This is a genomic window from Thalassospira alkalitolerans (assembly GCF_002115745.1).
In the GTDB taxonomy this organism is placed as follows: domain Bacteria; phylum Pseudomonadota; class Alphaproteobacteria; order Rhodospirillales; family Thalassospiraceae; genus Thalassospira; species Thalassospira alkalitolerans.
This window is the reverse complement of the sequence record NZ_JFKB01000001.1, coordinates 262,621-277,721: the sequence shown is the minus strand read 5'-3', so window position 1 is coordinate 277,721 and position 15,101 is coordinate 262,621. Positions and strand designations below refer to the sequence as shown.

Genomic DNA, 15,101 nt, shown 5'->3' with positions numbered 1-15,101 from the left:
GCCCGGATTGCGACGAAAAACCAGTGACCAAGGAGATAAGAAGATGGCAGCAGACCAAGCGACCCGTCAGGCACCGGAACTGGTTGGATTGTTCAATACCAAGGACGGCTTTGATGCCGCAATTCGCGAATTGCGCGACAGCGGATTTTCGCGCACGGATCTGTCGGTTTTAAGTTCGCACGAATCGATTGATGTTGCTGGATCAGACGGACGGTCTTGGTCCGATGTTCTGACCGCATTGGTTGGCGAAGCAAAATACGAGGTGCCGATTGTAGCATCAGGCGCCATTGCCCTGTTTGGCGGTGCGGCAACCGCCCCCGTGGCATTGGCCGTTGGTGCAGGGGTTGGTGCCGTGGCACTGCGTGAATTCATCGAAGAAGTCACATCGACCCCGCATACCGAAGATTTCGCCCGTGCGGTGGATGCCGGGTCTGTTATTCTGTGGGTGCGGATTGATCCGGAAACGGATGGGGCGGAAGCCAAGGCAACCGCGATCCTGAAAAAACACGGTGCGGAAAATATCCACCTGCATCAGGGCTGATATCGGGCCTGAAACCGGTTTGTTTTAAATTACCCTGCAAGCAAATGTTTGCAGGGTAATTTCTTTTTGGTGCGGCATTTCAGGTGGGCCATTTTTGTCATCAGCAGATTTTTTTGCAATGCCGCGGTTGAATGCTGCGTCGCAACATACGGAAAACGTTACGTAATTTTGCGGTTGCCGTTAACGTCGGCTTTGACCCCGGGCGCGAAGCCTGATTTATTGGGTGACCCGGCAAAGGCGGTCCCACACTGCGATTGTCGGGTTCAGGATTAGGGTCCAAACTTATTTACATGACTGTGCCGGTTGCCCGGATTTGTAAATAAATTTGGACCCTGGACTTACTCATCGCTTTTCAATCCACCACGCAAGCGTCAGTGAAAATACATGTCAGATAAAGAAATCAAAGTTCGTGACCGTGAAGCGCTGTTATTTCATTCAAGTGGCCGCCCCGGAAAAATCGAAATCACCCCATCCAAGCCGCTGACCACCCAGCGCGACCTTTCCCTTGCCTATTCCCCCGGTGTGGCGGTGCCATGCCTTGAGATCGCCAAGAACCCGGCTGCGGCCTATGACTATACGTCAAAGGGCAATATCGTTGCTGTAATTTCCAACGGTACAGCCGTTTTGGGTCTTGGCAATCTTGGTGCGCTGGCCTCCAAGCCGGTGATGGAGGGTAAGGCTGTTTTGTTCAAACGCTTTGCCGATGTTGACGGGTTTGATCTGGAAGTATCGACTGAGGATGTCGACGAGTTTGTCAATTGCGTGCGCTTTCTTGGCGCGTCCTTTGGCGGGATTAACCTTGAAGACATCAAGGCACCGGAATGTTTCATCATCGAGCAACGTCTGCGCGAAATTATGGATATTCCGGTTTTTCACGATGATCAGCACGGTACGGCGATTATTGCCGCATCGGGCCTGATCAATGCCTGTGATCTGACCGGGCGCAAGCTTTCAGAGATCAAGCTTGTGATCAATGGGGCCGGGGCGGCGGCGATTGCGTGCTGTGAGCTGGTTAAAAGCATGGGTGTGTCACCCGATAATGTCATCATGTGTGACACGCGCGGTGTGATTTACAAAGGCCGTGAAGACGGCATGAACCAGTGGAAATCAGCCCATGCTGCTGAAACTGACGCCCGGACGCTTGATGATGCCATGAATGGTGCGGATGCGTTCTTTGGTCTGTCGGCCAAAGGGGCGGTGACAGCGGCGATGGTCAAAAACATGGCCAAAAAGCCGATCATCTTTGCCATGGCCAACCCGGACCCGGAAATCAGCCCGGAAGAAGTGGCCGCGATCCGCAATGATGCGATCTGTGCGACGGGACGTTCGGATTATCCCAATCAGATCAATAATGTTCTGGGCTTCCCCTATATCTTCCGTGGGGCGCTTGACGTTCAGGCATCGACGATTAACGAAGATATGAAAATTGCGGCTGCCCATGCGGTGGCTTCACTGGCCCGTGAAGATGTCCCTGACGAGGTCGCAGCCGCCTATTCCGGGCGCCGCTTGCAATATGGTCCGGAATATATCATTCCGGCTCCGTTTGATCCGCGCCTGATTATTGCCATCCCCAAGGCCGTTGCCCAGGCGGCAATGGATAGTGGGGTTGCGCGCCGTCCGATCATTGATATGGCGGAATATGAAAACAAGTTGCGCAGTCGCCTTGATCCGACGGCGGCCCATTTGCAATTGATTTCCGATTATGTCCGCGCCCATCCGAAACGCATTGCCTTTGCCGAGGGCGAAGAGGAAACCGTTATTCGTGCGGCAGTGGCCTATCGCAATTCGGGCTATGGCACGCCGATCCTGATCGGTCGGGAAGACCGGATCGCGGAATCGGCCAAAGCATTGGGGATTGAAAACCTTGACGGGGTCGAGATCAGCAACGCTGCCCTGTCAGATAAGAACAAGGATTATGCCGAGTTCCTGTATGCTCGCCTGCAGCGCAAAGGTTTCCTGTGGCGCGATTGCCAGCGCATGGTTAATCAGAAACGTAACGTCTTTGCCGCCGTTATGGTGGCCAAAGGCGATGCGGATGGATTGATTACCGGCCTGACGCGGAACTTCCATCGCAGCTTTACGGATATCAGTTTGGTGATTGATGCCAAGCCGGGGCAAATCCCGATGGGGCTGTCGATTGCGATTGCCAAGGGCCGGACGGTGTTTATCGCCGATACCCGTGTTCATAACATGCCCGATGCCGAACAATTGGCCGAGATCGCCATCCAGGCGGCCGAGAAGGCCCGTCAGCTTGGCCATGAGCCCCGTGTGGCGATGGTTTCGCATTCGACGTTTGGCAACCCCTGGAACGAGGATACAGACCGTATCCGCGAAGCGGTTGGCATTCTTGAACGTAGTGATGTTGATTTCGAGTTTGATGGTGATATCGCGGTCGATGTCGCGCTTGATACCGAATTACTGAAACTGTATCCGTTCTGCCGTCTTTCCGGCCCGGCCAATGTTTTGGTGATGCCGGCCCTTCACGCGGCGACCACCGCATCCAAGTTACTGGATAAGTTGGGGGGGGGCACGGTTGTTGGTCCGGTAATGATCGGGCTTGAAAAACCGGCGCAAATCACCCAGATGGGCAGCACGGTCAATGACCTTGTCAATCTGGCGGCTCTTGCGGCGCATGAGGCTGAACACGGCTAAGTATCGGTAAAATACTATCTTTGAAATGGCGGAATTGCAGATGCAATCTCCGCCATTTTACTTTATGACCGCGTCATATAACTAAAAACAACCTGTGATGGTGGGGACGTGATTTCGGAATTTTCACGCAAATGGCGTGTCGGACTGGTTGCTATATTGCTTGTGCTGACAGCATGTAGCGAACCCGGTCCGAACGAGGCCGAGATTGCAGCCAGCCTGCATGAATTGCATGACGAGACCCTGTTGGGCCTGGTGTCGCATCTGGAAAACATTGTCAGTTCCGATGCCAGACGAAGTGCCGGGGGGCGTATTCGGGTTTCGATGCAATACGAGTTGGTGTTTGATACCGATTTTGCCGATGTTATTCAGATCGTTGCTGATCCGGGATCGGTATCTGAGACGGAACGTGCCCGGTTCAGCGGGTATATTGGTATTCTTGGCACGGTGGAACTGACCGGTATGACCGGGCGATACGGCGAATTTGAAAAGGGACAGCGTTTTGACGTGGCCCGTGATGTCGATTTCGCTAAGATAAAAGGCGCGTGGATCGCGCAACCCTGACATCATCGGGGTCTTGGATGATGGGCCTTTGGCCCGATTTCTGCCACATCGGGCTGCGATAGATCGCATATAATTCGACTTCAGGCATTTCACGCATAAGGAATTTATTGATGCGCCGGATCCGTCACTTTTTTGCATTTTTCCTGTTTCTGCCAGCCGTTGTAGTGTTATCCGCCTGCGAGGAAAATTCGGCCGAAGGACCAAGCGTTGATGAAATCACCACGGCAGTGATCGAACGTTTCCGGGATGATCCTTATGCCAAGGTCGGTCATGTTGAAAATGTCAGCAAGACCAATAGTATCAAGGAAGATGACGACGAAACCGTTGTGATGGTTCGCTACGAGCTGGTCTTTGACCGTTCGGTTGCTGATTTTGCCGATGATGTCACCCAAAAGGGTAAATCGGCTGGCGATCTTGATACGGTTGGCGACACAGTCAGTGATGCCATTGACCTTGTGAAGACCAAGATGCTTGCGCTTAAGGACGGCGCGTTCAGTACTGGTGACAGACGCAGTATTGAAAATGAAATCCGATTGGTCAAATCGGAAAGGGGCTGGATTTATCGCCCCTAGGCGCGGGACATGTTGATGGTCCTGATCGTTGATTTGGTGGATTATGGTCTGTGATTTTTAGGCTCTGATGATCAAAAATAGAAAAAGGGACCGAAAAATCCAGTCCCTTTTTCTGTGTCACGTGGTGTGATTGTGGATCAGTCGTCAAGCAGTGCCAGAACGCTTGGCGGAGAGGGCATTTCGCCATCGGCGAAGCTCATGCCGTCAAAAGCATCAAGCCCGTTTACCCGCATGATGGCATGAAGGGATTCGACATATTCCGTGCCGCGTTCCGAATATTTGGTTAGCGTATCCGCCAGATCCCAGCCCCGAACAACGTCACCACCTTCGCGCAGTTTGGCGCGTTCGGCACGCAATTCGGCATAGGCAGGATGTGAATTGATATTACGCGCATAGGCCCGGATACTGTCGATCAGGCTGTCGAATGATTTGATGACGTGGGTTTTGCCTTCTTCACGGTCTTCTGGAACAATACCGTCGTCCTCATCCCATGCCCATTGACCGAACAGGGCATTGCCCTTGCGGACAAAGCGTGATGTGCCCCAACCGCTTTCCTCGGCTGATTGGGCCAGGATCAAAGACGGGGGAATGATATCGATCCGTTCCAGCAGGGCCGTGATGCTGCCATCGGTCACACGATAACGTTTCATCATCTGATCAATCCATTCCTTTTCAGGCAGACTGATCGGATCACCGGAATATTTCTTGCTTTGGATCATCATCAAACGATCACGGCGCGCGGCAATTTCTTCGTTCAGGCGCAGCGCAAGCGGCAACATGATGCGCAGGAAAATCTGTTTGCGCTCGGTCACTGATGTCAGGTCGCGCAAGCCCTTTGGCACGCGCTTGATATAGATGCGTGGAATTTCTTCGACACTGGCAAGTTTATAGCCAATGCTTTTGTAATACTGATTAAGAGCGACGACTTCAGGATCACGGCGGTACAGCGGTTTGACGTTTTTCTTTTCGGGCGCAACAGTTGCTGCCACGGTTTCGTCAAAGCCCATACCCTTGGGTTCTGGTGAAATGTTCCATCCGCCAAGAATGCCAGTATACAGTAAACCCACCGCCCCAAATACTGAAGCAAGCGCAATTTTACGGTAACTGCCTTTTTCTGCGCTATTCATTTCGTTTCTCCAGGATCAGTAAACCTGTCCATCCCAAGCAAGCTGTTATCTATGCCTGCGTCCCGCCTTGTTCGCAACCGGCAATGTCATAAAGGTTAATTTTCCCTTAAATGCGTTTGCGTTCCGGGCGTAACAATAACGCCCGGCATCGCATTTTGTGCGCGCCGGGCGGAAAAAATCTTCGCGAATCGGGAAATTAGTCGGCCATGACCGATTCAACGGACTGAACTTCCGGCACGTAATAACGCAGCATATTTTCGATGCCCATTTTAAGCGTCGCTGTGCTGCTGGGGCAGCCTGCGCATGCGCCGTGCATTTCCAGAAAAACAACGCCGTCTTCAAATTTGTGGAAGACAATATCGCCGCCATCCTGGGCCACAGCCGGACGCACACGGGTATCAAGCAATTCCTTGATCTGGCTGACCAGTTCGTTGTCGCCTTCGGATGCGGTGCTGGTGCCGGTTGCGGCACCAGAGTTTTGTTCAAGAACCGGAAGGCCTGACGTGTAATGTTCCATGATGCCGCCAAGAATCTGCGGCTTCAAGGTTTGCCAGTCTTTGGCTTCATCCTTGGTGATGGTGATGAAATCACCGCCAAGGAACACACCGGTAATTCCGTCGATTTCAAACAGTTTACGTGCGAGCGGCGATTTCACATCTGCATCGGTTGATGTGAAATTGGCGGTGCCCTGACGGCCCATGACATCTTCGCCCGGTAGGAACTTCAGCGTCGCCGGATTCGGGGTCGGTTCGGTCTGAATGAACATTTTCGGCTTGTCCTCTCACTCTGGTCACCGGGGCAGAAAACGGCCCGCGCGGTGAACCTTACTGTATCTGGTTAGGCCCTAAATGGGGCAAAATCAGCAAAAGATCAAGTCTGAGTGCGCAACTCAGGTATTCATAATCGGACGGTGAAGCACGGCAACCTGATTTTATCGTTGCAGGATGGAGCTGATTTCACGCATCTGGGTGCGTGCGCGCAATAAATAAAAGCCCAAACCCGCCAGATGGTTGGGGAAAATAATGCCGTCTGCCGACCCGTTGACCACAACCAGTGGATCAAGGGCGCTTGCGGCCTGAAGCGAGCCGATCATTTCCGCCCAGGCCGGTGCGACTTGACGTTCATTTATTACTTGTTCGAAATCGGTGCCAAGGTCACGCAGGATCAGGCTATAGGCATAGAGACGGCCTTTGGTGGCATAAAATACATCATCAGCGGTGCGATCAAACAGAGATGGGGCATCGACCTTGTCATCAATCAGGGCCGATGCCGATCCCAGATCATTGGCAAAGCGGTTCAGTGTTTCCTGCAGATTATCCGTACGCCGTTCAAACACGGCCTGACCTTCGGCCAGACGCTGGTTATAACGTTCAAGTGCCGCGATGGCCTGACGATATTGTTGCTCCGAACTGACACCGGGCAGCAAAGATATACTGGGGTCAAACACCCATTTGTCGCCGCGGAATTTCAAAAGACCGGCGGCGTTATCAAGATCGGGATCGACCTGGCTTGAGCCGCGTGTTCGGCCGATTTGATCGGAAAGCTCGATCGCAAACCGTGACAGGGCATAAACAATGCCGGTCTGAAAGTTCGGCATATTGTCGAGTGCCGCACCTGGCAGGAAGAACGGATCATTTGCCGTCCAGCGGTTTTGATTGATCTCGCGGTTAATCAGTCCGATTGCGGTGCTTACGGAATGGCTGCCGCCCTGATAATCACCAGCGAAATTGGGATTGTCGTCGATTTTATGCACCAGTGCCATGCCGGCCGGATAATAGACAATGGCAATCAATACAAGAACGACAAGGCTGCGCAGCCAGAACTTGCCGGATCTGAAAATACCCGTCAGGCGAGATCCGATGCCAGCGATACCGTTCTTTTTGTAGAGATAATCGTCTTCAATCATGATCCGTCCCGGTCAATGGTGTATCATATGAAACTAGGGTCTCATTGGCTTTAGGACAAGCCTCTGATTTTACATATTGATCCGGATATAGCTTTCCGGGGTGCACATTGACAGTACCGTTTCAAGATCTGGTTCGGCAAGAGCGATGCAACCTTCGGTTCCTGAATAGTCGGGACGTGCGATATGCATGAAGACAGCCGACCCTTTGCCAGGGATTGGGGGATCGTCATTGTGACCCAGGACAACAATCAGGTCATAGATGCCGTCTTTGCGGCATAGTTTTTCGTGGCTGGCTGAAAATGGTAGCCTTACCGGGCGGTTGTAATCGGCATGAGCCGGGTCGTCGCACCAGCCATCGGAAAATGAAATGGTCGTGACCGGCAAATCGGTATGCGGGCTTGCCCGACGATCCGCCCGATACATCACATAGCGCAATCGCCATACCCCCGCCGGTGTTTTACCGTCGCCTTCGATTTTGGCATCGGCGTCAATGATACCGTTGCGGCCGAGCGCACAGCGAAATTCTCTGTCGTCAAAGCATAGCACGCCGTTAGGCGAGACAATCATCTCGACCGGTTCAGGTGCGGTATATGTTTGCAGGTTGCTTTGCATCGGGGGTTTGGTCTCTGTGTCCCTAGACTTCATGGGATTGAATTTTGCAGGCTTTTTCCAAACTTTGACGTGAGGAAATTGAGAAACAACAAAGGTAAATTTGTGGCGTTGCGGCGTCACTTGCAACATGTTCGCGTAAATTTGATACGGCGATATCGGCGGCAAGGTCGTCTGGATAGCCAAAAATACCGGTCGAAATGGCCGGAAAGGCGATGGATTTCAGGCCATGCAGGCGGGCAAGCTTGATGGAATTGCGATAACAGGAAGCCAGCAGATCGGGTTCGCCGTGATTTCCGCCATGCCAGACAGGTCCGACTGTATGAATGACGTAACGCGCGTGAAGGTTAAAACCGGGAGTAATGCGGGCCTCGCCGGTCGGGCAGGGGGCGAGAGCTTGGCAGGCATGGGCAAGCTCTGGTCCGGCAGCGTGATGAATGGCACCGCAAACCCCGCCACCGGGCAAAAGTGCCTCGTTCGCGGCATTGACGATGGCATCAACATCAAGGGTGGTGATGTCGGCCTCGATAATGACGATTGGGTCTTTGGGGGCAGGTACGGGGATGTTGCCACCGGGTACAGGCACAGACACGGAATGCTACCTTTGTCGATGTGGTTCCCCAACCATCTGAGATTATGTAGATTTTTTGTAAGATTGTCAAAAACAACGCCCTGCCAGATGACAGGGCGTTGTAAAATCATGTGATGCAGCTTGGCTTATTTGCCGAGGCGGGCAACGCCTTCTTCGATTAGTTTGGCGGCTTTCTCAGCGCCTTCCCAACCGGTAACTTTTACCCATTTGCCTTTTTCGAGGTCTTTGTAACGCTCAAAGAAGTGCTGAATCTGATCGCGCAGGATTTGCGGCAGATCTTCGTGGGATTTGATGTCGGTGTAATACGGATCGACTTTGTCATGCGGAACGCAGATCAGTTTTTCGTCCTGACCGGCTTCGTCTTCCATCATAAGCACACCAACCGGACGGGCACGGATGACCGAACCGGCAACGACCGGTTCGCGGAACATGACCATGGCATCGACCGGATCGCCGTCCAGACCAAGGGTGTTTGGAATGAAACCGTAATTGACCGGGTAATACATCGAGGTATGCAGGAAGCGGTCAACGAATACAGCGCCTGAGTCTTTGTCGACTTCGTATTTGACCGGTCCACCCTGCGGAATTTCGATTACGACATTAACGTCCCACGGAACATCTTTGCCAACGGCAATCTTGCTGAGATCCATTTGGGAAAATCCCTTTCGCTTTTTTCAGAATGCCCCGTGGTGTGCACGGGACGGCAATTGTCTGTTTCGAACGCGTTGATGCGCCGACAATGAATGATGCGGCCCTTTTATCGCGAAATTTCACGACTTCCAAGGCTTCGCATATGCACCATTGGTCGAAATTCAGGGAGCCGGTTGTGTGGCGGCTTTTTTGTCAGACCCCAAGAGCAGGCTTTCGTTAGGCAAAAAGCGGTTGGTTTCTGCGATCAGGGCATCAAATTTGGCCGGATTAAGATTGGCATTTTGATGTCGCTGCGGCAGGGATCGACCATGATATAAATGCAGCACGGGCGAGGTGTATTCGACGTTTTTACGCTTTAAACCCAACCTTAGAAGGCGAAGGATGAAATCAGAATCCTCAAGCCCGTGACCAATATAGCTTTCATCGAAACCGGCAACCGCATCGATATCCTTGCGGAAGGCCGCAATGTTGCAGCCTTGCGCTTTTTTCCAGCAGTCTTCATGTTGCCAAAGGCTGCTTTTGCTTTGCGGCAAAGGAATAAACTGAAACGGGCGATTGCATTGTGCCAGCAAGCCAAGCATGAACAAGACGCCGCGCGGCCATTTATGGAATGAAGGCTTGCGGTTCAGGATGAAATTCGTAAACCGGGATTTCAGAAAAACCCTTTTCCCCGTCACAAAGCAGCCCTGTTCGGCGACTTTTCTGTGTGACGCGATGAAATTGGGCATCAGGCAGCAATCGCCATCGGTAAAGATGACAAGTTCGCCTTCGGAGATATGAATGGCGCCGTTGCGTACCTGGGACAGGCGATAACCAACATCTTCTTGCCAAAAATGTTTAACCGTCAGGGATGTTTTGGCTTTGAACTGATCAATGGCGGTGCGGGTTTCGTCCCGCGAACCATCATCCGCAATGACAATCTCGAAATTACGATCTGTCTGATCTTCAAGCGAGACCAGAACACGTTCAAGTGCTTCGGGCCAGTTATAGGTAGATACGATAATTGAGATCAGACCGTTCATTAATTTCTTTCCTCGGAAATCCCAAGTGTTTGTTTGGCGTATCAATTGATCATTGCCTGTTTGTAACGTCCCGTATCACCGGGGGCAATGGACAAGGCTGTTACAGTGGTTTCTTGCGTGATAGCGACGCCGTATGGGGATTGATCAATTCGCGAATCCAATTGGCGGCTTCGATGACGACCGGGTCTTTTTCTCGCGCCGGGCGGATTAGCAGGCGATACCACCAGTGTGATACGAAATCGGGGAAATTAAGCGGCACGAGTTCGCCGCGATCAACAAAGTTGCGCGCCACCACATCGGTGCTGGCGACAATGCCCTGACCGGCACGTGCGGCTTCAAGTGCCCAGATATGGTGGCTAAAGGTCCAGCAATCATCGAGCGAGAAATGCGGGCTATCGAACCATTGGGCGATTTGCGAAAACTGTTCGCTGTCGCTGTCGATCAACAGAATATCGCGTGATCTGAGTGTTTTGACATCGATGTTACCGGCATCAAAGCCGCGTTCTGCCAGCCATTGCGGGGCGGCAAAGGCAGTATAAATTTCCGGGGTCAGAAGTTCGGTGACCCAGCCATCAAGTCCGGGCAAGTCCTTGGGGGCGATTTGAAGCGCCAGATCGATTTCCAGCGGATCAAGATCATCGTCAAATTCAATCTTGCGAAATTGCACCGGAATATCGGTGGGCAAACGACCGCGAAGATTGCCAAGTTCATAAAGCAGAACCGTTAGCGCCGGGGTGGCCAGCGCCCCGATGCGGATGGCCTTGCCCTTGTCCGGGCCGACTTCACCGGTGATATCGGCAATGCCATCCAGGGCTTCGGTCAGGCGGGGCAAAAGGCGGATTGCCGATTTGGTCAGGCTAAGCCCGCGACCCTTACGGACAAACAGGACTACGCCAAGGCTTTCTTCAAGCTGGCGGAGCTGGTGGCTGATCGCGCTTTGGGTGACATGCAGTTCTTCGGCAGCGATCTTGACGCTTTGATGGCGGGCGGTGGCTTCAAAGGCGACAAGCGCGCGTAATGGGGGCAGTTTCCGGCGCATCAAACGTTTCCGTGGGGCAAAGTATGGCGAGGACATGTTTTTCTGATTGGTTCCTGTGTATCAGGACTGCTGGCAGTTTGGGGCAAAAAATTCTCATCAATGGCTGAAAACTCCTCAGTCGTATTTTTCGATTTTTGCGGGCAGTATCGTCGTCAGAAAGGGTTTCCGGCCGACGTTAGATAGTCTCCTTGCGCCACCCGCAGTAGTCGACCCCCCGTAGTCGGAAACCCCCCTTTTTTCAAAGATCAGGACTTAAGTGATGACCGGGACGCTTTTGCGCCTCAGTGGCAATTTGCGTGGCGTTTTATGGATGACAGCCGCCATGGCATCGGGTGTTTTCGTCGATGTCTGTGCCAAGCTGGTTTCTCATGATGTGCCGACTGCACAAATTCTTGCCATGCGGGCGGTGACGACGGTCGTCGTATTTCTGGTCATTGTGATGTTCATCGGGACACGGCAGATTCGCACCAGACGGCCCTATGCACATCTGGCGCGGGGTGTGTTGTGGTACGGATCGCTGTTTTTCGTGTTCTTTGCGCTTCGGCAAATGAGTATCGCCGAGGTCAATGCCTATTTATTTATCGAGGCCTTGCTGACCGTGATGCTGGCGGTGGTGATTCTGGGTGAAAAGCTAACGGCGCGTAAATTGATCGCGACCGTGCTGGGCCTTGTCGGTGTCTGGGTGATGTGTGTGCCCAAGATGGATGGGTTCGGTGTGCCGCTGGGCGTTGCGGCGGCGTTAATTGGGGCGTTCTGTTTTTCGGCCCAGACGCTTTATGCCAAGATCATGACCCGGACCGAGACCAATTTTTCGATGCTGTTCTGGCCACAAATTGTTGCCTTTGTCATCTGGGTGCCAGTTGCGATTATCATGTGGCAGCCGGCCGCCCTTGCCGATTGGCTGTATTCAGCCAGCGCCGGTTTCTTTGCCATGTTGACCAATTACATGGTGTTGCGTGCGGTCCGGGTTGCCGATGCCAGCGTGATTTCACCCGCGGCTTATACAGCCCTGCCATTCTCGGTGGCGATGGATCTGATTTTCTTTGATATGTTGCCTGTGCCGGTCATTTTTATCGGGGCGGCGATTGTTGTTCTGGCCGTTTCCCTGCTCGATTACAAAGGCGGGGCAAAACCGGTGGCGATTGTTCCTGCCGATGGCGAGGGCGCAGATGACAATGACGTGGAAGATGAGATCGAGCCAGCAGGCAAGGCCGCAGCAGAGGCATAGCGCGTAAATATTACGCCTATGCCGTTATCTCTGCCTTTGTTCGACGGTATTATGGCTGTGTTTTAGTCACCGCTGGCTTTCCGCCGCCTTATTCATGACTTTCGTCGGTGTTTTCAGAAGACAGTACGCCGTCATGTTGATTGCGGGAATCGATTGGCGTTTCGGTGCGTTGATGCATTCCATAATCACGCAGCACATCGGCGACGCGCAGTCGGTAATCTTTGAAAATCTTGGTGCGGCCTTCGTGCTGGGCCATGCGGTGTTCGCCGATATTGCGCCAGGCCATGACGGCCTGTTCATCACGCCAGAACGACAGGGATAATACCTTGCCCGGTTCAGCCATGCTTTCGAACCGTTCGATTGAAATGAAACCGTCGATGGTTTCAAGGATCGGACGCAGGTCTTTGGCAATCGCAAAATAGGCGTCGCGATGCTGGGCATGGGGTAGAACTTCGAAAATGACAGCAATCATGGTGTTATGAGCTCCGCATGCGGGGTGGAAGCGATTTTGAAAAACTGGCGTTCTTCGCGCAGGATGAATTTTTCGCGCTGGGCGAATTGGTAATTTTCACGACCCAGCGGGTCTTGTGACAACCGGGCGCGATAGGCTTCGTAGGATGCCAGATCGGGCAGATGATAAACCCCGTATGCGGTTGAAATCGATCCTTCATGCGGGGCAAAATACCCGACCAGATCGGCCCCGCACCGCGGGATTGCTTCGCCCCAGTTACGGGCATATTCACCAAAGGCTTTCTTTTTATAGGGATCGATTTCATAGCGAATGAAACAGGTAATCATGGGGCATCCTTGTTAAGTCAGGGGGTGTCAGGAATGTGGTGACAGACCGCATTATCCTGATTGTTTCACTCGGATGCTTCGATTAACATCGAACTATGAAAGAAGGACCCGATATTGCCCGCGTAGCTGCATTGCTTGGCGATCCGGCACGCGCAAATATGTTGACTGCATTGGTGAGCGGCCGTGCCTTAACCGCGGCTGAACTGGCGCAAGAAGCCGGTGTAACCCCGCAAACCGCAAGTTCGCATTTGGCCAAACTTGAGGCCGGGCAGATCGTGACATTGCGTAGACAAGGGCGCCATCGTTACTTCACGCTGTCAGGTCCCGATATTGTCGAGGCCTTGGAAGTCTTGATGGGAATTGCCAATCGGGTGGGGCATAACCGGGTGCGGACGGGGCCAAAGGACCCGGCATTGCGAAAAGCACGTGTGTGTTATGACCATCTGGCGGGGGAAATGGGGGTTGCCCTGTTTTCCGGGCTTGCGGCCCGTAAACTGATCGTCAGTGACCATAATGGCGTGATGCTGAGTGATGCCGGGGTGAGTTTTGCCGATGAATTCGGGATTGATCTTGACGGGTTGCGACGTAATCGTCGGCCGCTTTGTCGGGAATGTCTGGATTGGAGTGCGCGGCAATCACATTTGGCCGGGGCATTCGGGGCGGCATTGCTGAGCCGGTTTTATGATCTGGGTTGGGCCAGACGCAGCAAGGATTCGCGGATTGTGACGTTTAGTCCGAAGGGGGAACAGTCTTTTAAATCGCTGTGCGACGCCCCGGAAACGATCAGTCGTTTTTTGTGAAATACGCCCATGCATGGGCGATGATATCGCGTGGATCGGTATATTTGGCCGTCCATCCAAGCACGGCCTTTGCCTTTGCCGGGTTGGCGATCAGGCGGGCAGGATCACCATCGCGGCGGTCTTCATTGGTGACAGCAAATTTGCGACCCGTGACGTCCTGACAGAGTTGCATGATGTCTTTTACCGAACAGCCATCGCCGGTGCCGATATTGATGCTGTCGAAATTCGGATCGGTTTGCCCGATTACATGATGCAGGGCGGCGATATGGGCATTTGCCAGATCATCAACATGAATATAGTCGCGAATACAGGTTCCGTCGGGCGTGTCATAATCGGTGCCAAAGATTTTCATCCCGTCACGAAGGCCTGCCGCCGCCTGAAGCGCGAGAGGAATAAGATGGGTTTCCGGATCGTGCCGTTCACCAGCGCGTCCGGCGGGGTCGGCACCGGCGGCGTTGAAATAGCGCAACGCCAGCGCATGAAAACCATAAATTGATGCGTAATCCGCCAGAATGGTTTCAACCATGGCCTTTGATTTGCCATAGGGGCTTTCCGGGCGGATTGGCAGGGTTTCGTCAAGATATTCAAGCCCGGCATTACCATAAACTGCGGCGGTCGAGGAAAACACGATCCGGTTGCAATCATGACGGCGCATTGCATCAAGCAGAACCATCGAACCATGGGTGTTTACGTCATAAAATCGGGCGGGTTCGCGCATGGAAACCCCGGCTTCGATCAGGGCGGCCATATGAATAACCGCATCCGGGTGATAGCGTTCAAAGACCAGATCCAGCGCTGTTTGATCACGGATATCGCCATCTATGACCGGAATATCGGCCGCAAGGGCATCGCGATGGCCATTGGAAAAGTTATCTAAAACAATGGGGTGAAATCCACCTGCCTGTAAATGCAGGCAGATATGAGAACCGATATATCCAGCGCCCCCTGTAACCAATATATTTTTCATAACTGTCTGTATCCGCTAAATAATTTGGGGCGTGGT

Annotated in this window: 17 protein-coding genes; 6 read left to right on the top strand and 11 right to left on the bottom strand. The window is 53.0% G+C overall.

The window, feature by feature from the left end:
- The first annotated feature begins 43 nt into the window (after window positions 1–43).
- The 4 genes from TALK_RS01255 (at window position 44) to TALK_RS01240 (ending at window position 4,326) form a co-directional block, all read left to right on the top strand.
- Window positions 44–541 (top strand): hypothetical protein, encoded by a 498-nt coding sequence (locus tag TALK_RS01255; RefSeq protein WP_085615048.1) that lies wholly within the window; start codon window positions 44–46, stop codon window positions 539–541.
- Window positions 542–925: 384 nt separating this feature from the next.
- Entirely contained in the window at window positions 926–3,193 is a 2,268-nt protein-coding gene (locus TALK_RS01250; RefSeq protein ID WP_085615046.1) for an NADP-dependent malic enzyme, read from the top strand.
- 108 nt (window positions 3,194–3,301) lie between these two features.
- Window positions 3,302–3,754 (top strand): hypothetical protein, encoded by a 453-nt coding sequence (locus TALK_RS01245; protein ID WP_085615044.1) that lies wholly within the window; start codon window positions 3,302–3,304, stop codon window positions 3,752–3,754.
- Between the two features lie 110 nt (window positions 3,755–3,864).
- Window positions 3,865–4,326: a hypothetical protein gene (locus TALK_RS01240; protein WP_085615043.1), complete on the top strand. Its 462-nt coding sequence runs from the start codon at window positions 3,865–3,867 to the stop codon at window positions 4,324–4,326.
- 137 nt (window positions 4,327–4,463) lie between these two features.
- On the opposite strand, the gene TALK_RS01235 is transcribed toward TALK_RS01240, so the two are convergent.
- The 8 genes from TALK_RS01235 to TALK_RS01200 all read right to left on the bottom strand — a co-directional run bounded on the left by TALK_RS01235 (window position 4,464) and on the right by TALK_RS01200 (window position 11,272).
- The gene (locus TALK_RS01235) at window positions 4,464–5,453 is read right to left on the bottom strand and encodes a glucosaminidase domain-containing protein (protein ID WP_085615041.1); all 990 of its coding nucleotides are present in this window, start codon (window positions 5,451–5,453) and stop codon (window positions 4,464–4,466) included.
- Between the two features lie 196 nt (window positions 5,454–5,649).
- Window positions 5,650–6,219 carry a NifU family protein gene (locus tag TALK_RS01230; protein ID WP_085615039.1) on the bottom strand — a complete coding sequence of 190 codons (570 nt, stop codon included), beginning with the start codon at window positions 6,217–6,219 and terminating at the stop codon, window positions 5,650–5,652.
- A 165-nt stretch (window positions 6,220–6,384) separates the two neighbouring features.
- Entirely contained in the window at window positions 6,385–7,359 is a 975-nt protein-coding gene (locus TALK_RS01225; RefSeq protein WP_085615038.1) for a DUF2333 family protein, read from the bottom strand.
- 69 nt (window positions 7,360–7,428) lie between these two features.
- Window positions 7,429–7,971: a L,D-transpeptidase family protein gene (locus TALK_RS01220; protein WP_085615036.1), complete on the bottom strand. Its 543-nt coding sequence runs from the start codon at window positions 7,969–7,971 to the stop codon at window positions 7,429–7,431.
- A 22-nt stretch (window positions 7,972–7,993) separates the two neighbouring features.
- Window positions 7,994–8,560: an O-acetyl-ADP-ribose deacetylase gene (locus tag TALK_RS01215; protein ID WP_425444015.1), complete on the bottom strand. Its 567-nt coding sequence runs from the start codon at window positions 8,558–8,560 to the stop codon at window positions 7,994–7,996.
- 125 nt (window positions 8,561–8,685) lie between these two features.
- Window positions 8,686–9,210, bottom strand: a complete 525-nt coding sequence (ppa, locus tag TALK_RS01210) for an inorganic diphosphatase (protein WP_085615034.1) — start codon at window positions 9,208–9,210, stop codon at window positions 8,686–8,688.
- 162 nt (window positions 9,211–9,372) lie between these two features.
- Complete coding sequence (locus TALK_RS01205) at window positions 9,373–10,233, bottom strand: glycosyltransferase (RefSeq protein ID WP_085615032.1); 861 nt, start codon at window positions 10,231–10,233, stop codon at window positions 9,373–9,375.
- 100 nt (window positions 10,234–10,333) lie between these two features.
- Window positions 10,334–11,272 (bottom strand): LysR family transcriptional regulator, encoded by a 939-nt coding sequence (locus TALK_RS01200; protein WP_085615030.1) that lies wholly within the window; start codon window positions 11,270–11,272, stop codon window positions 10,334–10,336.
- Between the two features lie 259 nt (window positions 11,273–11,531).
- Here TALK_RS01200 and TALK_RS01195 point away from each other — a divergent pair, with 259 nt between their 5' ends.
- Window positions 11,532–12,500, top strand: a complete 969-nt coding sequence (locus TALK_RS01195) for a DMT family transporter (RefSeq protein ID WP_085615028.1) — start codon at window positions 11,532–11,534, stop codon at window positions 12,498–12,500.
- An 88-nt stretch (window positions 12,501–12,588) separates the two neighbouring features.
- Here the strand turns inward: TALK_RS01195 and TALK_RS01190 are convergent, their stop codons facing one another.
- A complete protein-coding gene (locus TALK_RS01190) occupies window positions 12,589–12,972 on the bottom strand; it encodes an antibiotic biosynthesis monooxygenase family protein (protein ID WP_085615026.1) in 384 nt (127 codons plus the stop codon).
- Window positions 12,969–13,298 (bottom strand): NIPSNAP family protein, encoded by a 330-nt coding sequence (locus TALK_RS01185; RefSeq protein WP_085615024.1) that lies wholly within the window; start codon window positions 13,296–13,298, stop codon window positions 12,969–12,971. Before TALK_RS01185 ends, TALK_RS01190 begins: the two co-directional genes overlap by 4 nt.
- Before the next feature lie 95 nt (window positions 13,299–13,393).
- On the opposite strand from TALK_RS01185, the gene TALK_RS01180 reads away from it, so the two are divergent.
- Window positions 13,394–14,098, top strand: a complete 705-nt coding sequence (locus TALK_RS01180; protein WP_085615022.1) for a metalloregulator ArsR/SmtB family transcription factor — start codon at window positions 13,394–13,396, stop codon at window positions 14,096–14,098.
- Here the strand turns inward: TALK_RS01180 and galE are convergent.
- A complete protein-coding gene (gene galE / locus TALK_RS01175; RefSeq protein WP_085615020.1) occupies window positions 14,082–15,065 on the bottom strand; it encodes a UDP-glucose 4-epimerase GalE in 984 nt (327 codons plus the stop codon). The two genes, TALK_RS01180 and galE, sit on opposite strands and share 17 nt — an antisense overlap.
- Window positions 15,066–15,101 lie beyond the last annotated feature (36 nt).

Excerpts from the sequence above, each read along its gene's own strand:
- TALK_RS01255 (WP_085615048.1), top strand. The coding sequence starts at position 44 with ATGGCAGCAGACCAAGCGACCCGTCAGGCACCGGAACTGGTTGGATTG.
- TALK_RS01250 (WP_085615046.1), top strand. The coding sequence starts at position 926 with ATGTCAGATAAAGAAATCAAAGTTCGTGACCGTGAAGCGCTGTTATTT.
- TALK_RS01240 (WP_085615043.1), top strand. The coding sequence starts at position 3,865 with ATGCGCCGGATCCGTCACTTTTTTGCATTTTTCCTGTTTCTGCCAGCC.
- TALK_RS01235 (WP_085615041.1), bottom strand. The coding sequence starts at position 5,453 with ATGAATAGCGCAGAAAAAGGCAGTTACCGTAAAATTGCGCTTGCTTCA.
- TALK_RS01230 (WP_085615039.1), bottom strand. The coding sequence starts at position 6,219 with ATGTTCATTCAGACCGAACCGACCCCGAATCCGGCGACGCTGAAGTTC.
- TALK_RS01225 (WP_085615038.1), bottom strand. The coding sequence starts at position 7,359 with ATGATTGAAGACGATTATCTCTACAAAAAGAACGGTATCGCTGGCATC.
- TALK_RS01220 (WP_085615036.1), bottom strand. The coding sequence starts at position 7,971 with ATGCAAAGCAACCTGCAAACATATACCGCACCTGAACCGGTCGAGATG.
- ppa (WP_085615034.1), bottom strand. The coding sequence starts at position 9,210 with ATGGATCTCAGCAAGATTGCCGTTGGCAAAGATGTTCCGTGGGACGTT.
- TALK_RS01205 (WP_085615032.1), bottom strand. The coding sequence starts at position 10,233 with ATGAACGGTCTGATCTCAATTATCGTATCTACCTATAACTGGCCCGAA.
- TALK_RS01200 (WP_085615030.1), bottom strand. The coding sequence starts at position 11,272 with ATGCGCCGGAAACTGCCCCCATTACGCGCGCTTGTCGCCTTTGAAGCC.
- TALK_RS01195 (WP_085615028.1), top strand. The coding sequence starts at position 11,532 with ATGACCGGGACGCTTTTGCGCCTCAGTGGCAATTTGCGTGGCGTTTTA.
- TALK_RS01190 (WP_085615026.1), bottom strand. The coding sequence starts at position 12,972 with ATGATTGCTGTCATTTTCGAAGTTCTACCCCATGCCCAGCATCGCGAC.
- TALK_RS01185 (WP_085615024.1), bottom strand. The coding sequence starts at position 13,298 with ATGATTACCTGTTTCATTCGCTATGAAATCGATCCCTATAAAAAGAAA.
- TALK_RS01180 (WP_085615022.1), top strand. The coding sequence starts at position 13,394 with ATGAAAGAAGGACCCGATATTGCCCGCGTAGCTGCATTGCTTGGCGAT.
- galE (WP_085615020.1), bottom strand. The coding sequence starts at position 15,065 with ATGAAAAATATATTGGTTACAGGGGGCGCTGGATATATCGGTTCTCAT.